Raw genomic sequence first — 16,946 nt, 5'->3', positions numbered from 1 at the left:
ACCATGGGAATATTTAATGAAGAATGAACAAGCCGAAACCTCTAATTATGGGCGCAACTAATTAGGGGAGGTTTACATCGTTATTCGCTTGAGGCTGGTATCGATAAACAGAATCACTAATGCCAACTGCGCGACAAGCAAGTTACTCTCTTTATATACTCCAAATGCCTCTTTATCTGCTTTCGGATAAATTTATCTTCGACTATTTAGGAGGCGATGTGAATGTAAGGTTTTCTGTGTATTTTTTCTGTTATTTCTTGGAGATATTTTGAAGTCCCAATGAGGAAAGTAATTTTAAAGAGTAAACCTACTTCCACAGTAATTTCTTGATGGAGGGAAGTCTCGATATTCGGAAGTATAAAAAATAGCTTTTCATATAAAATAAGAATGTCTTGGAAAGGATATTTCTATTTGAATGCTGCGCGAAATGAATGGCCTTATATTGAGGGAAATAGGTTAATTTTTGGTGTAACTGTTCAGAAGCCCGTTTACAAATATCTACATCTTCAAAATACATAAAGTATTCTTCATTAAACCCACCGAGGTTTTTATAAACACCACTTTTAAAAAGTAAAAAGGAACCAGCTGCCCAGTCAACTTGGGTTGGGCGGCATATTTTGTCTTTGTCGTAGTGATTGGTGTTTTTAATTTTTAGTAGGGATTTTATTGGATTAAGCAATGATGGAAAATGTCTGATTGAGTTGTCATACTTAGTCATTTCTCGGTTTCGAAATAAGTTTATTGTTGAAATTGCACACTTGTCAGCGGAGGATTGAACAAGGAGTTTGTTGATAGTAGTGTTAGCAACCTCTACATCTGGGTTAAGCACTAAAAAATGGTCGTTCTCTGCCATACCCAGCTTATGTTCAGCATAATGAAACACCTCATTATTATTGGCACCAAACCCTTTGGTTTTTTGTCCTTGAATAAGGTGTATCAAAGAAGATGAGCAGTAATCTGTCAACTTTTGCGAAGCTAACGTATTTGACTTGATAATTACAGTATGTTCTTTCGCGAGGTTTCTTAGAGTAGGGTTATCACAGATCATATCATCATGGTTATGATTAATCACAGAAATGAATAGAGCCATTTAGCAAACTCCTTTATTCGGTGCAAATCCTGTCGGGGAGTCTAAAAGTATTCTAATAATACATTCTGCATCGAAATTGTGGCAGCAGCTATCAAGCTCACTCAGTAATTTTTCCATCTCATCCCACGACAGTTTTTCTTCACTTGCCGTCATGATTTTTTGATGGCCGGTCCCCTCAACATTGTCTCCAATCAACAGCTCTTCGTAGAGTTTTTCACCTGGCCTTAGTCCGGTAAACTTAATCTCAATGTCACCTTCTTCTACATTGCCTTCACTATGCTCTTTTAAGCCCATTAAGTGGATCATGCGTTTCGCTAGGTCGAGAATTTTCACTGGCTCTCCCATATCCAAGACGAATACTTGTCCATTATGCCCCAATGCACCCGCCTGAATGACTAGCTGAGCTGCTTCCGGTATAAGCATAAAGTAACGAATAATGTCTGGGTGAGTTACGGTTACAGGTCCACCGCTCCGAATTTGATTCTTGAATAGTGGCACAACTGAGCCTGATGAGCCCAATACATTGCCAAATCGGACCATAGTAAACGTGGTGTCAGTTTGTTTGTCTGCGAGAGCTTGAAGAACAAGCTCAGCCATGCGTTTACTGGCACCCATAATATTGGTTGGGCGAACCGCTTTGTCGGTAGAGATTAGAGTGAAGTTTTTAACACCTGTGGTAATCGCAGCATTGGCGCAGGCAAGTGTGCCAAATACGTTATTGCGAATCCCTTCGATAATATTATCTTCAACGAGTGGAACATGCTTGTAAGCTGCTGCGTGGTAAACCGTATTTACATTATGCGCTTGCATTAATTTGGTTAAGCGATTTTCCTTCTGCACTGATCCCAAGGCTGAAACAAGCTCAGTATTGAGGTTGAGGTTAGTTTTAATCGCATTTAACTCTTGATCGATTTTATATAAGTTGTATTCATTCAGTTCGAATAGAACCAGTTTCTTGGGCTTTTGGGTCAATATCTGGCGGCAAAGCTCAGAACCAATAGACCCACCCGCACCTGTTACCATTACACTTTTCCCTGTAATGTTTTGGGCCAACAACTCTTTGTCTGGATCTACTGGAGCTCGGCCAAGTAAGTCTGCTACGTCTAGATCTTTAACATCTGTAGCATTGCCTCTTCCTGCTGCAATATCTTCAACAGAAGGTACTGATTGGACTTCAATTGGCCAATTCGAGAGCTTTTCTACTAAACGTAGACGCCGACCTTTGTTTATATTATTAATCGCTAGCAGCAGCTTTACTGGCTGATAAAGTGACTGTAATTGTTCAAATTCATCTGGATGAAATACGCGTATACCAAACATTATTTGTCCGGATTTTGAAGCGTCATCATCCAAAATCGCGACTGGATGGTACTGATCACCCTGAATTAGCGCATATGCTAGATCTCGTCCTGTGGCACCAGCACCATAAATAAATACGTTGGGTTTCTGGCGCTTATAGTGGTAGTAATAAACGCTGCGAATCAAGATTCGAGGACCGCCTAAACTTAAAATAGCTAAGCCCGCATAAATAAACGGTACACTGCGAGGGATAAATGATTGAAAGAAGAAACTACTGAGTGCAAGTGTGAGCGTCGAGAAAAACACACCTAAGAAAATATGCCCAACAGCTGGTAGCATCATATATCTAAGTACAGCTCGGTACATTCCAAGTTTGATGAAACTATAGATAGTGACAATAACAGTTGCTATCAAGCTGGCTAGCTCATCAAACCCTACGCTAAAAGTAGCACTCCCTAAACGAAATGCGATTGATAAGTATAATGAGCAGATAACCGCCAAAATATCGTAAGTAATACTGATTAAGCGCTTATTGCGTCGACTCGCATTGAGGAGAAGTTGTATCGGAGTGAACATTAATGATTGCTGCCGTTGAAATGTATCTTTGTTATTATGTAGCCTGTATTTTAGAAAGCTTTAACCTTAAAGGCTAGGGAAGAGCTTCAAGATTCTTACAAAATGTGCGAAACAAGGTCAAAAAATCGGTAGCATAATGAAATTACTCCTCACAGGTGGCTCAGGTTTTCTCGGAAGTCGCGTTTATGAAATTGCCAAAATGCAGGGGCTAGAGGCACGTTGTGTAGTTAGAAAACCGATTTTAGGTGATAGTGCTGTTATTGTCGCAGAAATTAATTCTCAAACTGATTGGTCTGGTGCATTTGAAGGGATACATTGCGTGGTTCACTGCGCGGCTCGTGTTCATCAGATGAACGAGTCAGCAACAGACGTACTGGAAGCTTATAGAGAGGTGAATACTCTAGGCACGTTAAACCTTGCAAGGCAAGCCGTACAAGCAGGTGTTAAACGATTTGTTTTCATTAGCTCAATTAAGGTGAATGGAGAGTTCTCGCCATCAGGTCATCCGTTTCAACCTGATTTAGTGCATGTACCTGATGATCCTTATGGGGTTAGTAAGTACGAAGCTGAAGTTCAACTTAGAGAGTTAGCCAAAGACACTGGTCTTGAAGTTGTGATAATTCGTCCGCCTTTAGTCTATGGGCCAGCTGTCAAAGCTAACTTCTTGTCTATGATGCGCTGGGTAGAGAAAGGAATTCCACTCCCGTTAGGAGCGATCCATAACAGTCGTAGCCTTGTTTATGTTGATAACTTGGTTGATCTTATTTTGACTTGCTGTAAGCACCCTGAAGCAGCTGGCAAGACATTCCTAATCTCTGATGGCAAAGATGTATCGACCACTCAGTTACTCAAAGCTGTCGCGCTATCGATGAACAAAAGAGCGCGCTTAATACCTATTCCCATGTCAATTATCGATTTTTTTGCCAAGCTGATTGGCAAGCCACAACTCTCTCAAAGACTGTGTGGTAGCCTTCAAGTTGATATATCCAAGACGCAAAAGTTATTGAATTGGTCCGCTCCTATCTCATTTGAAGAAGGTATACAAAAAACAGTTGATGCTTATCTAGCATCTAAGTAGCCGTTTACGGTATTAAATTAAATCTTTTAACGGAGAGAGTTTTGATTCGCATCTTAGATTTCTTATTCGCCTTTTTAGGTCTCATGTTTCTATGGCCTGTTTTTGTTGTTATTTGTGTTTTGGGCTATTTTGACACTGGTTCCCCAGTGTTTCGTCAAACTCGCGTAGGGAAGAACCAGCAGCCTTTTACACTGATAAAGTTTCGCACTATGCCTGTCGAGACTAAATCTGTGGCCACACACCTAGTAGGTGCTAGCTCTGTAACTAAACTAGGCGGTTTTCTTCGTAAAACTAAGCTAGATGAACTACCTCAGCTTATTAATGTTTTAAAGGGGGAGATGAGTCTTGTCGGCCCTCGACCTTGCCTGTTTAATCAACAAGAACTTATTGATGCAAGGCAAGGAAAAGGCGTATTTGATGTAAGACCAGGAATAACTGGTTTGGCCCAAGTCAATGAAATAGATATGTCTACGCCAGAGCTATTGGCTGAGTGGGATGAACGTATGATTCGTTCTATGAGTATAAGAGCGTATTTTACTTATATTATTCAAACAGTTTCTGGGAAAGGTTCTGGAGATAGAGTATAAAAAAGCCCCGCAATGCGGGGCTTTTTTACAAAATCTGCTTCAACACCCGATCTGCTTTCACCCGGGTAATCTTGCGCATTAGCTTTTGCACTGCATCTGGGTAATCTTCAAACTTTTCAAGTTGTCGGTAAGTACAGATCAACTGAGTGTGTTGAAGAATATTATCCACCTCTTTTTCAAACTGAGGAGTTAGGTGGTGGAAGTTATCCTGAATAAAAATTGCATTCTCTAAGTCCAGTTTCCAAGCTCGTGGGTTGAGGTTGTTACCTGTAATCAGCATATAGCGCTTATCAACCCAAATGCCTTTGAGGTGGAAGCTGTTCTCATCGTGCTTCCATAGGTGGATAGATAGCTTACGGCTAGCAATATTTGCTTCATTCGCTTTTGCGAACTGTCGCAGGTTGCGTTCATAAAGGTAAGGCAAACCACCAATGGTTTTAAACTCTTCTTCTGGTGAGATGTAAAAGTCGTTAGCCGTCTTATCACCGACAACAATCGTCACTTTCACGCCGCGTCTTAGTGCCTTTCTTACTTCTTTCGCAACACTACGAGGGAAGTTGAAATAAGGCGTACAGATAAAAATCTCATCTTTTGCTTGAGCAAGCAGCTGGTTAATACCCTGATTGAGCTTATTGCGTTTTTTGCCTACGCCAACAATCGGTGTGACCGCAACTTGATCTTGGGAAACTGGTTGAGAGTTAAACTGATAAGACGATTTTGCAAGTGCTGCGCGAAGCTGTCGAATCTGAGTTTTTATCTCTTTAGTCTCAGGCTTGCTTGGGCAGGCAAGATCGTTAACTGCAGGGTGAGCAACGATTTCATTGTGAACAAAACTGATCATGCAATCAGCTAACGCTTTGTTCTCTAGAATATGGTATCGGTCGAAGCGGTAGCGCTCTTTATAATTGAGATAAATGTTATTTAAGCTGGCACCACTGTAGATAACCTGATCATCAATAATAAATCCTTTGAGGTGTAACACGCCAAAGACTTCACGGCCACGGACAGGGATGCCGTAAACAGGGATCTTGTGCTGATACTGCTCTGCAAAGCTTTTGTACATAGCAGCATTAGTTTCGCCAGGCTCTGCGCCAATCAAACCACGTTGGGCGCGATGCCAGTCAACGCACACGCTGATATCTAAACCAGGGTTACGTTGCTTAGCTTGATAAAGCTCCGTTAAGATTTCACGACCAGCTTCATCGTCTTCTAAATAAAGGGCAACAAGGCAAATTCGTTTACTTGCCTGACGAATCGCCTCGATTAAGCGAGTTCGAAAATCTTTGGCAGAGTATAAGGTTTCAAACCGTGCTGGATCTTGCGCCAAAGTAGGAAGTTGTTCGAATAAATTCCTATTAGTCATCATGTTGGATGTGTTGCCTTTACTAAAAGTGGACAGGGATATTAGCAAAATGTCGAAAGAGTTCCTAGCTAACAGATCCTAGTTCGAGATTCTTAATTGTAAAAGGTGGTATTTGTGCTCGTTTTTACAATTATTTGTTTGCTCGCAAACTAATCTCTCCACCGATATAGCTTTCGATGCCTTGCTCTGTTTCCAGTAAGACTGCGCCTTGCTCATTGATGCCACGTGCAATGCCCGTTATCTCTCTTGGCCCCATGATGAGCTTAATCGGACGGTTGATAAAGTTATCGAGGCGATTCCACCTTTCTACAAACCCGGCCATGCCCTTAAGCTCGTAGTCATTAAGGGCGGTATGAAGCGTCTTAATCATAGTGATAGCAAGTTGGTTTCTGTCGATTTCGTTGCTATTGCCTACTTCGCTTAAGCTTGCCCATGGCTGAGTGATCCCCTCAGTGGATTCAGACATCATCAGGTTCATACCCATACCAATAACTAAGTTTGCAGCTGCACCGGCTTGACCAGACATCTCGACCAAAATACCCGCTAGTTTGCGGTCTTGGTAATAGAGGTCATTTGGCCATTTCAGCTTCACGCCATTCAACCCCATCTCTTCAAGGGCTTCAACGATAGCGACACCAACTACTAGACTTAGGCCCATGGCAGCGGCCATACCTGCATCTAATCGCCAATACATAGAGAGGTAAAGATTTGAGCCAAATGGAGAAATCCATTCACGCCCACGGCGGCCTCTACCTTTAGCCTGATATTCCGCTAAGCACACAGATCCTGATTCTAGGCTGTCAGTGCGGTCGAGAAGATACTGGTTAGTTGAATCAATGATTGGGATCAGTTCAACTGGTGTTGCCAAAGCTTGAGACAAAATATCCTGATCGAGCAGTTGCATCGGTTTGGCGAGTTGATACCCCTTGCCTTGCACTCGAAAAATATCGACGCCCCAATCTTGAATACCTTTAATGTGCTTACTAATCGCAGCGCGAGAAACGCCAAGTTGCTCACCTAGCTCTTCGCCAGAGTGAAAGCCACCTTGAGAGAGTGTTTTTAGAATCGATAACTTGACCGAATGCTCTTTCATTGTGCTTTCTCCAAAATCGCTTGCAGGTTGGTTTCTTGTCTAGCCCCCATAAATCGCACTTCGTGTTCAAGCTCAATTTGATAACGATTAAATACTTCAGAGCGAACTTTAGCTGCCAACTGAATAACATCAGAGGCTGTTGCGTTATCTTTATTTACTAACACCAGAGCTTGCATAGGGTGTACTTGCGCACCGCCAAGCTTGGTGCCCTTAAGATGGCATTGGTCGATCAACCATCCAGCGGCGACTTTCATTCCACTTTCAGCAGGGTAGGCAACGATATCTGGGAACTGTCGTTTAAGTTCATCGAAATGCGCTTGCGAGATGACGGGGTTCTTGAAAAAGCTACCAGCATTGCCCGTCACGCTCGGATCTGGCAGTTTTTCCATTCGGACCTGACAGACACGTTGAAAAATATCTTGCGCCGTAGGATGACTCTGTTCCAGCGTCTTTAGTGGTCCATATTCGATTTGAGGCTGCCAGTGTTTGGCGAGTTTTAAGCCTACAGCAACAATGACGGCTTTGCCGTGCAGTTGGTGTTTGAAGATAGAATCACGGTAGCCAAATTGACACTCTTCGCTGCTAAGGCGCTGAATTTCAAAAGAGTCAAGACAAAGGATGTCGACATACTCACATACATCTTTCAGTTCAACCCCATAGGCTCCGATGTTTTGGATAGGCGCACTGCCCGCACAGCCTGGTATTAGAGCTAAATTTTCTAGTCCGGCATATCCTTGTTCTACTGACCACTTTACCAACGAAGGCCAGTCTTCTCCCCCAGAAATATGCAGATGCCAATGCGCCGCTGATTCAGTCACCTTCTTTCCCGTGAGTTTATTGATCAGCACGACCCCATGAAAATGTTGGGTAAACAGCATATTGCTGCCCTTACCAAGCATTAATTTAGGAAGCGTTTGCCACTCCTGACTTTGATAAACCTCTTTTATGTCATCAATAGAAGCGACCTCAACAAGATAATCACACTGTTGAGAAATAGAGAACGTATGGAAAGGTTGCAGGTCTGCGTTAGCTGTAATTTGCATTGGATTTATCGAATAATCTAAACTGCCAGCATTCTACCTCAAATTAAAGCTTGGTGATAATGAGCCCATTGCATATCGAACTATTAGACCCAATCAAGTTGCCGCTCGTGGCTCGCTTATATAAGGCTTATTATCCATCAGGGAAAGCAAAAAAAGATGAGTTGGTCGTGGCTGGATACTGTGAAAGCCAAATCGCGGCCGTGGTGAGATTTAGGCATCTAGAGCAACATAGGCTATTAACAGGTATGCTTGTTGTCCCGGAGCATAGAGGCAAGGGATGGGGACACAAGTTAATGTCCTATTGCGTCGAGCAAATCCTGAAAGAATCTGATTATTGCTTTGCCTATCAACATCTAGAGGCGTTTTATGCTCAACACGGCTTTCAAACTGTTGCTTCGGAACAACTCCCTAATTCATTGAAAAGCTTATTCGAGCGGTACAGTCGCACCAAAAAACTCATCCCAATGCAGTATGTGCCCAGTTAGCCCTGTAAAGCATTTGCTTTATTAATTGGTTGCTCCATAATATTTTTGTGGTTGAGGGAGCAAGCATGAAAAGTGTCGATTTAATACTGCAGGCAATTAAAAAAGATGGAGCTGTGACGGCTAAGCAGCTTGCTGAGCAACTCAATATGACAACGATGGGTGCTCGTCAGCACCTGCAAAGTCTGCAAAACGATGGTTTTTTATCTTTCGAAGATCTCAAAGTTAAAGTAGGCCGACCTACGCGTCATTGGTCTTTAACACCAAAAGGTCACGCGCAGTTTGCCGATCGGCATAGTGAACTGACAATACAAGTTATTGAAGCCGTTGAAACACTATTTGGGCTCGAAGGATTGCAGAAAGTTGCCGATGAAAGAGAAGCGAAAACATTCGCTCACTATCAAACTGAATTGGCCAATTGTTCTGACGTATCCTCAAAGTTAAACAAGCTAGTTGAACTAAGAAGGCAAGAAGGTTACATGGCTGAGCTAGAACATACTCAGCAAGGTTACCTATTGATCGAAAATCATTGTCCTATCTGCAAAGCGGCAACGCGTTGCCCAAGCTTATGCCAATCTGAACTTAACGTTTTTCAACGTTTACTAGGTGAAGAAGTTTCAGTCGAACGATTTGAACATATTGTTGAAGGACAACGACGCTGCGTTTATTCGATTGTCTAAAGCACTTCAGCGGTTCATTGATTATTGTGTATTGATGCATATTGCTGTGTCTTAATTTTGAGATTGATAGTTCTCGTAGTACGCGATTTCCCCTACATTGACCTATTCTTATATCAGTTCGTTCACCACAGGCTTTGTGTGTAAGGGAGTGACTATGAGTTCAACACTAATTAATCAAACCTTGCCGTCTTTTGATGAGTTGATGGCGCTAGCACAAAGCAATCCCGAAGCTTTTACCCAATTCAAGCATGATATGTGTGAGGAGATGATTCTGTCAGCCTCGAAAGAGATGCAGCAGCGCTTGTGGGCTCAGCAAAGCCATATTGACCGAGTGGTGGGTAGTTGCAAAAACCCCAACCACGCCAATGTTGTGCTGATGCGCGAACTTGTCTCGCAAATGGTTAAGTTCCAAGATGTTCTCGATGGCGATGTAAGGGACTTCGATAACCAACCCTCTGCGCAGGTCATTCCTTTGGATGATTGGCGGTGATTAGTGTCCAGCTCTAAGGCAATGTCATAACGTATTATGACTGTCTCACTGATTCAGAAATAAGTATCGAGTTGCGAGCTTCTAGTTTCAAAATGCCTGTGTTGCTTTGAATTAGTTGACAAGAGTTATCGCCCCCATAAAATTTCTCGCCACTCGTTTTGTGTTCAAACTCTCAAAAATATTCTTATTCCCCCTTGGGTTTACCCAATCTATCCCTCATATAGATACCACTAGGCTGTGAAAGCCATTTATCAAATCAACCATGGAAATTCAGGAGAGACGACCGATGAATATTCGTCCATTACACGACCGAGTTATCGTAGAACGCCAAGAAGTTGAATCTAAGTCAGCGGGTGGTATCGTTCTGACTGGTTCTGCTGCAGAGAAATCTACTCGCGGCGTTGTACTAGCTGTGGGTAAAGGCCGCATCCTAGAAAACGGTACAGTACTACCGTTGGACGTTAAAGTTGGCGACACTGTTATCTTCGCTGAAGGTTACGGTACTAAAACTGAAAAAATCGACGGTAAAGAAGTGCTAGTGATGTCAGAAAACGACATCATGGCAATCGTTGAGTAATAGCAATCATTGAGTAATTTTTTGCTCAAGTTCAATTTGAAATCATTAAACAGAATTTAGACAAGGAAACTAAAGATGGCTGCTAAAGACGTTAAATTTGGTAATGACGCACGTATTAAGATGCTAGAGGGTGTGAACATTCTAGCTGATGCAGTAAAAGTAACTCTTGGCCCTAAAGGCCGTAACGTTGTACTAGACAAATCTTTCGGTGCACCAACAATCACTAAAGATGGTGTATCTGTTGCGCGTGAAATCGAGCTTGAAGACAAGTTCCAAAACATGGGCGCGCAAATGGTTAAAGAAGTAGCGTCTCAAGCTAACGACGCAGCGGGTGACGGTACAACAACAGCAACTGTTCTTGCGCAAGCTATCGTAAACGAAGGCCTAAAAGCGGTTGCGGCGGGTATGAACCCAATGGATCTTAAGCGTGGTATCGACAAAGCAGTTGTTGCCGCTGTAGAAGAGCTAAAAGCACTGTCTGTTGAGTGTAAAGATACAAAAGCAATTGCTCAGGTAGGGACTATCTCTGCGAACTCTGACGCAACAGTAGGTAACATCATTGCTGAAGCGATGGAAAAAGTAGGTCGTGACGGTGTTATCACTGTTGAAGAAGGCCAAGCACTGCAAGACGAACTTGATGTGGTAGAAGGCATGCAGTTCGATCGTGGTTACCTATCTCCTTACTTCATCAACAACCAAGAAGCGGGTAGCGTAGATCTAGAAAGCCCATTTATCCTTCTAGTAGACAAGAAAGTATCGAACATTCGTGAACTTCTTCCAACGCTAGAAGCGGTAGCGAAAGCATCTCGTCCTCTACTTATCATCGCTGAAGATGTTGAAGGCGAAGCACTAGCAACACTTGTTGTGAACAACATGCGTGGCATCGTAAAAGTAGCGGCTGTTAAAGCGCCAGGTTTTGGTGACCGTCGTAAAGCAATGCTACAAGACATCGCTATCCTAACAGGCGGTACAGTGATTTCTGAAGAGATCGGTCTAGAGCTTGAGAAAGTAACGCTTGAAGACCTAGGTCAAGCTAAGCGTGTAAGCATCACTAAAGAAAACTCAACGATCATCGATGGTGCGGGTGAAGAAGCGATGATCCAAGGTCGTGTTGCTCAAATCCGTCAGCAAATCGAAGAAGCAACTTCGGATTACGACAAAGAGAAACTACAAGAGCGCGTAGCTAAGCTAGCTGGCGGTGTTGCAGTAATCAAAGTCGGTGCAGCAACTGAAGTTGAAATGAAAGAGAAGAAAGACCGCGTTGAAGATGCACTTCACGCAACTCGCGCAGCGGTTGAAGAGGGTGTTGTTGCTGGTGGCGGTGTTGCTCTTATTCGCGCAGCATCAAAAGTTGCGAACCTTGAAGGTGATAACGAAGAACAAAACGTGGGTATCCGCGTAGCTCTACGTGCAATGGAAGCGCCAATCCGTCAAATCACTAAGAACGCTGGTGATGAAGAGTCTGTTGTTGCGAACAACGTTCGTGCAGGTGAAGGTAACTACGGTTACAACGCTGCAACTGGCGAATACGGTGACATGATCGAAATGGGTATCCTAGATCCAACTAAGGTAACTCGTAGCGCACTACAATTTGCTGCATCTGTTGCAGGTCTAATGATCACAACTGAAGCAATGGTTACAGACCTACCACAGAAAGATGCTTCATCTATGCCTGATATGGGCGGCATGGGTGGTATGGGTGGCATGGGCGGTATGATGTAATCATCCCCGAGCTGCTTAGCTACTACATAAACGGAGACTGCGGTCTCCGTTTTTTTTGTCCGCTAGTTATTCAGGTGCTGATGTACATACTCCCGAATAAACGGCACCACCTCGGCTTCAAACCAAGGATTTTTCTTTAACCATAATGTGTTGCGTGGTGAAGGGTGAGGTAAAGGCAGATACTTTGGTGCCCAGCGCTGCCATTGCTGTACGGTCTCTGTCAGTGTCTTAGGCTTGTCGCTGAGATAGTAGTTCTGCGCGTACTGACCGATCAGTAACGTCATACCCACATTAGGCAGCTGGTCCAAAATAGATTTATGCCACTGCGGGGCACATTCCTTCCTTGGTGGTAAATCACCACTTTTCCCTTTACCCGGATAGCATAACCCCATAGGCATAATGGCGACTTTACTCGCATCGTAGAATGTCTCTTTATCCAGTTCCAACCACTCTCTGAGCCTATTTCCACTAGGATCATTCCACGGTATCGACGTTTCATGCACGCGTGTTCCCGGTGCTTGACCAATGATCAACAACTTCGCCGATTTTGAAGCCTGAATAATAGGGTTAGCACCGAGCGGTAGCGTGGGTTCACACAGCTGGCAGGCTCTGACTTGTTGCAATAGTTCTTCTAACATGTGTTTTGACTCGAACTAGTAACCTTTATCGATATCGACAAGGTTATTTAGGCTAAAGCCATCACGCCAGCTTTGATAATTCTCTACAAAGATATCGACCACTTGTTCCGGAAAGCTTAAAGCTGCGATATGTGGCGTGACCGTGATATTTTCATGCTTCCAGAAAAGGTGGCTTTCAGGCAGTGGTTCTTGCGCAAACACGTCGAGAAACGCGTGGCGGATATGTCCATTGTCCAATGCACTTAACAGCCCATTTTCTTCTACTGCAGTGCCTCGGCCGACATTAAATAGCAGAGCACCTTGGCAGTGCGATAAGCTATCTTGGTTTAGGATATGCCGAGTTTCAGGCGTATTTGGTAGTGTATTAACGACAATATCGGCTTCTTGCAGGGCAGTGGCCAGTTCTTGAATATGGTAGGTTGCAGCAAAAGGGGAGTGTTTTGTCGGTATACCGCTGCGATTCACTCCTATAGGGACAATAGCAAAACTTTTGGCAACCTCTGCAAGATGAGAACCGATGGAACCCGTGCCGAGAACAACCATTTTTTTGCCACTCAGAGATTGGTATGGCATTGGTTTCCAGTTAGAGCCCTGTTGCTCGGTATGATAGTGATAAAAATGGCGCTGATAAGCGATGCTATAACCAAGTACATACTCAGAGATCTGCTGACCAAATATTCCTTTTACATTGGTTAATGGGCCTGTATATCCGTTCAAATGTGGAAGCAACGCATCAACACCAGCATAGATAGATTGGATCCACTCCAGTTTGGGGAACTCATCAAGGCATTTTGCCGCCATTGGTGGAGAGGCAAGTAGGATCGTTGCTTCGTGGCGTTTTTGAGTAACCTCTAAGTCATCTAGCTGCGCTGATTCAAGCAACTTGAGGTAATAAGTGTCATCTTCAGTGAGAAGGTAAACTTTATGAGTGAAATTGTTCATCGCCTTGCTTTTTTCCCTGTTGGTTATCAAGTACACTTTCCGCTGTCTAATTCAGCAACTAGGTCAACAGACCAAAAGAGTCTCTATGCTACAGAATCCTCTTCAGCTTCGCCTTGAGAAGTTAGAACCATGGAAACAGATTACCTTTATGGTGAGCTTGTGTGAACGTATGTATCCAAACTTCGCAATGTTTTGTGAAAGCACCAAGTTTGCCGAAGCGCGAATTTATCGTGATATTTTGGATAGTATTTGGGAACAATTAACCGTTAAAACCGCCAAAGTGAACTTTGAGCGCCAGCTAGAAAAGTTAGAAGAAATTATTCCTAGTTCAGAGGATTTCGACTTCTATGGTGTTTATCCAGCCATTGACGCGTGTGTGGCTCTGTCCGATCTTCTTCACGGCTTGCTAGATAGAGACTACCTGTATGAAAACATGCATAAGGTTAGCCAACAATCTGTAATGACGGTTGCTCAACTAGAAGAAGCGCAAACGGGTGAAGAGATTACTAACGAAAACCAAAAAGAGAATGAAGCGGTTTGCGGTGAATGGGACGTGCAATGGGCAATCTTCCGTCCACTTCGTGAAGCGGAAGAGCGTGATATTGAGTTGATTAAAGACTTACGCTTTGAACTGCGTGATGAAGGTGTCAGTAATATTGGCATTCAACTCTAGAAAGCTCCGAGTCTCGATCTGCTAGCTACTAGGAAATAGAAAAAGAGGGGTGACATAAAAACGTCAACCCTCTTTATTTTTCGCAACTCGCAACTCGCTAACTATCTTCTTTTTTTGCTTTTGATTCTGCTAGTGCTTCATCTTCGTCATCATCACGGCTTTCGATAACGCCGTGGGTCACCTTCCACTTCTCCCAGCGTTCAAAGGCCAGCTCCTGCATATCCGTTGCACGGTCAGCTTCGTCAACAATCTCTTCACCAACTAAGTGCTCGAAAACGTCTTCAAGGGTTAAGATACCTTGAATCGTACCGTATTCATCGACCACCATGGCCAGTTGTAGGCGTTTTGCCATCATTTGCTCAAAGGCTTTTGGTAGCTTAATGGTGTTGAGCAAAACATGTACTGGGCGCATTACCGCACCGAGTTGTTTTTCTCCACTACCAGCGTGTTGCAGCTTGAACAGCTCGAGGCGGTGAACAAAACCAATAATATTGTCCGTAGACTGGCTGTAGACCAGAGGACGAGAAAACGGTGAATCTTTATGACGATCAAGAAACTCATTGATTGTCATTTCTGCATCAACGCGAAAAACCACTGGGCGAGGGGTCATGACCTGTGTGACTGGTACATCTTGAATACCCAGAAGGTTGTTGAGCATCTTTGACTCGCCTTCCGCAAACTCACCGCTCTCTCGCGCAAGAATAGCCATCGCTGACAACTCGTCACGCATTTTTGGTGCTTGATGTCCTCGAGATAGGCGTTTGGTTATCTGCTCTGAGAACCACACAAACGGTGTGAGCGACCATACCATCCAGCGCAGTGTCGTTGCTGCGGCCGGTGCCAATTGACGCCAGTACGTCGCACCAATGGTTTTCGGGACGATCTCAGAAAAAACAAGTATGCCGAGCGTAAGAACACCAGAGAAAACACCTAGCCATTGATTACCAAAGACGACCGCTGCTTGAGCACCTGCGGTTGCTGCGCCGATGGTGTGCGCAATCGTATTGAGTGTCAGGATCGACGCTAGTGGTCGGTCGATATCTGTTTTTAACTTAGCCAATGAGTTGGCAGCAGGGTGACCTTGCTGACGCAATTGGGCGATATAACTTGGTGAGATACTCAGAAGAACCGCTTCTAAAACGGAGCAGATAAACGATACGCCAATCGCAACAGAGACGTATATTGTTAGCAGAAACATAAATGTCCTATGTGGTTTTATACACCCATCAAATTTTGCATGAAAAGGGTAATTTTTCATGCCTGCGCATTATCGATGTGAGCACTTTCTATTCGCTTTAAGTCCCGAAATATCAGGCTTTACGGGCTATTGCATGCCTATAAATAAGGCTAAAGATGGTTAAAAACAAGTATTAACTTTCTCTGTCACAGTAACAAATTGTGAGTTAATGCTCAGATTATGGTTAAAAGTACGTCATGAGAGCTAAAGATCGCTTACAAACCTTTGCCAGATAGGGCATTTATGATTTAGAGTGAATGGAATTCGATAACATATGAGAAGGGAAACCTAATGAACAAGACCCAATTAATCGACTTTATCGCAGAGAAAGCAGATCTATCTAAAGCACAAGCTAAAGCTGCTCTTGAAGCAACTCTTGAAGGTGTGACTGGTGCACTGAAAGAGGGTGACCAAGTTCAACTAATTGGTTTTGGTACATTCAAAGTTAACCACCGTGCTGCACGTACTGGCCGCAACCCTAAAACAGGTGCTGAGATCCAGATCGCTGCTGCAAACGTTCCAGCATTCGTAGCAGGTAAAGCACTGAAAGATTCAGTGAAATAATTAAGTACCGATTTCAGAGTCAATCGCTCTAGATTGTATATAATACGTCAAGGTAGTCCCTATCTTGGCGTATATTTGTTTTATGAAGATGAAAAAATTACTAGCCCCTTCACTAATCGCTTCTTTGCTTATCGGTTGCTCTTCTAGCGTACCGACGCCAAACCTTGACCAATATTCTGATTATACTGGCGGCCAGACAATCGGTGATGCCACGAGTTTGTATTGGTACACCGAGAGACTCAGCTTTCCATACACCGCCGCTGATCATGTCAGTGCTGGCGATTATGGTTGGTACAAAACTGACTATCGTTGGGATGAGGGAAAGTTACGAGAGTTGATTCGTGAGGGAGAGCAATTAAAAGACAACAAAGCGCTAGTGCCATATCGCATCCATGTCCGTTTTAATAAAGATGGTGAGGCGGTTTATCAACAATATCGACTTGATGGACGTGTACTGCCACTCAAATCTGAGAAATTAGCTTGGTTGAAACAAGAAGCGCTGAACATTTCCAATGTCACTAAAGGGCAGAGTCGAGACGGTTTAGCTCTTATTCAAGGCTATTGGGATGGCTCGACGTTTGATACTTGCTCAGGAAAGAGTTATTCAGAAGTTGAGTTTAACGAAACTTTGCCGAGTTTTGTCGTCAACCGCCTATCCACGATTGACAGCTACGCGGCATTCCTTGGCACTACTCGTGGCAATCGAATCGTTGTTAGTGAATTGCTGATGCTTGCAGATGATAGTCATGACTGCATAGAACGGCCGAGTTTAATTGAAGAGTAACTCTTAGTCAGCGGCACTAGCCGCTGGT

General features: G+C 43.6%; 18 protein-coding genes. 10 read left to right on the top strand and 8 right to left on the bottom strand.

Going from position 1 to position 16,946, the window contains the following annotated elements; translation table 11 throughout:
* Positions 1–307 precede the first annotated feature (307 nt).
* Both ACQEXP_RS13465 and ACQEXP_RS13460 read right to left on the bottom strand, forming a co-directional pair.
* Positions 308–1,090 (bottom strand): glycosyltransferase family 2 protein, encoded by a 783-nt coding sequence (locus ACQEXP_RS13465; protein ID WP_426970410.1) that lies wholly within the window; start codon positions 1,088–1,090, stop codon positions 308–310.
* Positions 1,091–2,965: a polysaccharide biosynthesis protein gene (locus ACQEXP_RS13460; protein ID WP_426970408.1), complete on the bottom strand. Its 1,875-nt coding sequence runs from the start codon at positions 2,963–2,965 to the stop codon at positions 1,091–1,093. It lies immediately after the preceding gene.
* A gap of 136 nt (positions 2,966–3,101) precedes the next feature.
* On the opposite strand from ACQEXP_RS13460, the gene ACQEXP_RS13455 reads away from it, so the two are divergent.
* Positions 3,102–4,043, top strand: coding sequence for a UDP-glucose 4-epimerase family protein (locus tag ACQEXP_RS13455; protein ID WP_426970406.1), 942 nt, complete (start codon positions 3,102–3,104; stop codon positions 4,041–4,043).
* A gap of 41 nt (positions 4,044–4,084) precedes the next feature.
* A complete protein-coding gene (locus ACQEXP_RS13450) occupies positions 4,085–4,630 on the top strand; it encodes a sugar transferase (protein ID WP_426970404.1) in 546 nt (181 codons plus the stop codon).
* A 25-nt stretch (positions 4,631–4,655) separates the two neighbouring features.
* Here the strand turns inward: ACQEXP_RS13450 and pssA are convergent, their stop codons facing one another.
* The 3 genes from pssA to murB all read right to left on the bottom strand — a co-directional run bounded on the left by pssA (position 4,656) and on the right by murB (position 8,129).
* The gene (pssA, locus tag ACQEXP_RS13445; RefSeq protein ID WP_426970402.1) at positions 4,656–5,996 is read right to left on the bottom strand and encodes a CDP-diacylglycerol--serine O-phosphatidyltransferase; all 1,341 of its coding nucleotides are present in this window, start codon (positions 5,994–5,996) and stop codon (positions 4,656–4,658) included.
* Positions 5,997–6,123: 127 nt separating this feature from the next.
* Positions 6,124–7,086 (bottom strand): bifunctional biotin--[acetyl-CoA-carboxylase] ligase/biotin operon repressor BirA, encoded by a 963-nt coding sequence (gene birA, locus ACQEXP_RS13440; RefSeq protein WP_426970400.1) that lies wholly within the window; start codon positions 7,084–7,086, stop codon positions 6,124–6,126.
* Positions 7,083–8,129, bottom strand: coding sequence for a UDP-N-acetylmuramate dehydrogenase (gene murB / locus ACQEXP_RS13435; protein WP_426970398.1), 1,047 nt, complete (start codon positions 8,127–8,129; stop codon positions 7,083–7,085). Before murB ends, birA begins: the two co-directional genes overlap by 4 nt.
* 59 nt (positions 8,130–8,188) lie before the next feature.
* Between murB and ACQEXP_RS13430 the strand changes: the two genes are divergently transcribed.
* The 5 genes from ACQEXP_RS13430 (at position 8,189) to groL (ending at position 12,080) form a co-directional block, all read left to right on the top strand.
* Complete coding sequence (locus ACQEXP_RS13430; protein ID WP_426970396.1) at positions 8,189–8,614, top strand: GNAT family N-acetyltransferase; 426 nt, start codon at positions 8,189–8,191, stop codon at positions 8,612–8,614.
* Positions 8,615–8,679: 65 nt separating this feature from the next.
* The gene (locus ACQEXP_RS13425; RefSeq protein WP_269377052.1) at positions 8,680–9,291 is read left to right on the top strand and encodes a helix-turn-helix transcriptional regulator; all 612 of its coding nucleotides are present in this window, start codon (positions 8,680–8,682) and stop codon (positions 9,289–9,291) included.
* A gap of 154 nt (positions 9,292–9,445) precedes the next feature.
* The gene (locus ACQEXP_RS13420) at positions 9,446–9,781 is read left to right on the top strand and encodes a DUF3135 domain-containing protein (RefSeq protein ID WP_426970394.1); all 336 of its coding nucleotides are present in this window, start codon (positions 9,446–9,448) and stop codon (positions 9,779–9,781) included.
* Positions 9,782–10,067: 286 nt separating this feature from the next.
* Positions 10,068–10,358, top strand: coding sequence for a co-chaperone GroES (locus ACQEXP_RS13415; RefSeq protein ID WP_004410737.1), 291 nt, complete (start codon positions 10,068–10,070; stop codon positions 10,356–10,358).
* Between the two features lie 75 nt (positions 10,359–10,433).
* Positions 10,434–12,080, top strand: coding sequence for a chaperonin GroEL (gene groL / locus ACQEXP_RS13410; RefSeq protein WP_269377054.1), 1,647 nt, complete (start codon positions 10,434–10,436; stop codon positions 12,078–12,080).
* Positions 12,081–12,142: 62 nt separating this feature from the next.
* Here groL and ACQEXP_RS13405 read toward each other — a convergent pair whose 3' ends face one another.
* Both ACQEXP_RS13405 and ACQEXP_RS13400 read right to left on the bottom strand, forming a co-directional pair.
* Complete coding sequence (locus tag ACQEXP_RS13405; protein WP_426970392.1) at positions 12,143–12,718, bottom strand: uracil-DNA glycosylase family protein; 576 nt, start codon at positions 12,716–12,718, stop codon at positions 12,143–12,145.
* Between the two features lie 15 nt (positions 12,719–12,733).
* Complete coding sequence (locus ACQEXP_RS13400) at positions 12,734–13,660, bottom strand: D-2-hydroxyacid dehydrogenase (protein ID WP_426970390.1); 927 nt, start codon at positions 13,658–13,660, stop codon at positions 12,734–12,736.
* A gap of 85 nt (positions 13,661–13,745) precedes the next feature.
* Here ACQEXP_RS13400 and ACQEXP_RS13395 point away from each other — a divergent pair, with 85 nt between their 5' ends.
* The gene (locus tag ACQEXP_RS13395; RefSeq protein ID WP_269377057.1) at positions 13,746–14,333 is read left to right on the top strand and encodes a YjaG family protein; all 588 of its coding nucleotides are present in this window, start codon (positions 13,746–13,748) and stop codon (positions 14,331–14,333) included.
* A gap of 97 nt (positions 14,334–14,430) precedes the next feature.
* On the opposite strand, the gene ACQEXP_RS13390 is transcribed toward ACQEXP_RS13395, so the two are convergent.
* Positions 14,431–15,531: a CNNM domain-containing protein gene (locus ACQEXP_RS13390; protein ID WP_269377058.1), complete on the bottom strand. Its 1,101-nt coding sequence runs from the start codon at positions 15,529–15,531 to the stop codon at positions 14,431–14,433.
* A 330-nt stretch (positions 15,532–15,861) separates the two neighbouring features.
* Between ACQEXP_RS13390 and hupA the strand changes: the two genes are divergently transcribed.
* Positions 15,862–16,134 carry a nucleoid-associated protein HU-alpha gene (hupA, locus tag ACQEXP_RS13385; RefSeq protein ID WP_269377059.1) on the top strand — a complete coding sequence of 91 codons (273 nt, stop codon included), beginning with the start codon at positions 15,862–15,864 and terminating at the stop codon, positions 16,132–16,134.
* 88 nt (positions 16,135–16,222) lie between these two features.
* On the top strand, positions 16,223–16,918 hold the full coding sequence (locus ACQEXP_RS13380) for a DUF1481 domain-containing protein (RefSeq protein ID WP_269377060.1): 696 nt from the start codon (positions 16,223–16,225) through the stop codon (positions 16,916–16,918).
* Positions 16,919–16,946: the final 28 nt, after the last annotated feature.

It is taken from the genome of Vibrio sp. TRT 1302 (assembly GCF_050113875.1).
Classification (GTDB): domain Bacteria; phylum Pseudomonadota; class Gammaproteobacteria; order Enterobacterales; family Vibrionaceae; genus Vibrio.
The sequence above is the reverse complement of the archived record's forward strand: the minus strand, read 5'-3'. Positions and strand labels throughout refer to the sequence as shown.

Excerpts from the sequence above, each read along its gene's own strand:
- ACQEXP_RS13465 (WP_426970410.1), bottom strand. The coding sequence starts at position 1,090 with ATGGCTCTATTCATTTCTGTGATTAATCATAACCATGATGATATGATC.
- ACQEXP_RS13460 (WP_426970408.1), bottom strand. The coding sequence starts at position 2,965 with ATGTTCACTCCGATACAACTTCTCCTCAATGCGAGTCGACGCAATAAG.
- ACQEXP_RS13455 (WP_426970406.1), top strand. The coding sequence starts at position 3,102 with ATGAAATTACTCCTCACAGGTGGCTCAGGTTTTCTCGGAAGTCGCGTT.
- pssA (WP_426970402.1), bottom strand. The coding sequence starts at position 5,996 with ATGATGACTAATAGGAATTTATTCGAACAACTTCCTACTTTGGCGCAA.
- birA (WP_426970400.1), bottom strand. The coding sequence starts at position 7,086 with ATGAAAGAGCATTCGGTCAAGTTATCGATTCTAAAAACACTCTCTCAA.
- murB (WP_426970398.1), bottom strand. The coding sequence starts at position 8,129 with ATGCAAATTACAGCTAACGCAGACCTGCAACCTTTCCATACGTTCTCT.
- ACQEXP_RS13430 (WP_426970396.1), top strand. The coding sequence starts at position 8,189 with ATGAGCCCATTGCATATCGAACTATTAGACCCAATCAAGTTGCCGCTC.
- ACQEXP_RS13425 (WP_269377052.1), top strand. The coding sequence starts at position 8,680 with ATGAAAAGTGTCGATTTAATACTGCAGGCAATTAAAAAAGATGGAGCT.
- ACQEXP_RS13420 (WP_426970394.1), top strand. The coding sequence starts at position 9,446 with ATGAGTTCAACACTAATTAATCAAACCTTGCCGTCTTTTGATGAGTTG.
- ACQEXP_RS13415 (WP_004410737.1), top strand. The coding sequence starts at position 10,068 with ATGAATATTCGTCCATTACACGACCGAGTTATCGTAGAACGCCAAGAA.
- groL (WP_269377054.1), top strand. The coding sequence starts at position 10,434 with ATGGCTGCTAAAGACGTTAAATTTGGTAATGACGCACGTATTAAGATG.
- ACQEXP_RS13405 (WP_426970392.1), bottom strand. The coding sequence starts at position 12,718 with ATGTTAGAAGAACTATTGCAACAAGTCAGAGCCTGCCAGCTGTGTGAA.
- ACQEXP_RS13400 (WP_426970390.1), bottom strand. The coding sequence starts at position 13,660 with ATGAACAATTTCACTCATAAAGTTTACCTTCTCACTGAAGATGACACT.
- ACQEXP_RS13395 (WP_269377057.1), top strand. The coding sequence starts at position 13,746 with ATGCTACAGAATCCTCTTCAGCTTCGCCTTGAGAAGTTAGAACCATGG.
- ACQEXP_RS13390 (WP_269377058.1), bottom strand. The coding sequence starts at position 15,531 with ATGTTTCTGCTAACAATATACGTCTCTGTTGCGATTGGCGTATCGTTT.
- hupA (WP_269377059.1), top strand. The coding sequence starts at position 15,862 with ATGAACAAGACCCAATTAATCGACTTTATCGCAGAGAAAGCAGATCTA.
- ACQEXP_RS13380 (WP_269377060.1), top strand. The coding sequence starts at position 16,223 with ATGAAAAAATTACTAGCCCCTTCACTAATCGCTTCTTTGCTTATCGGT.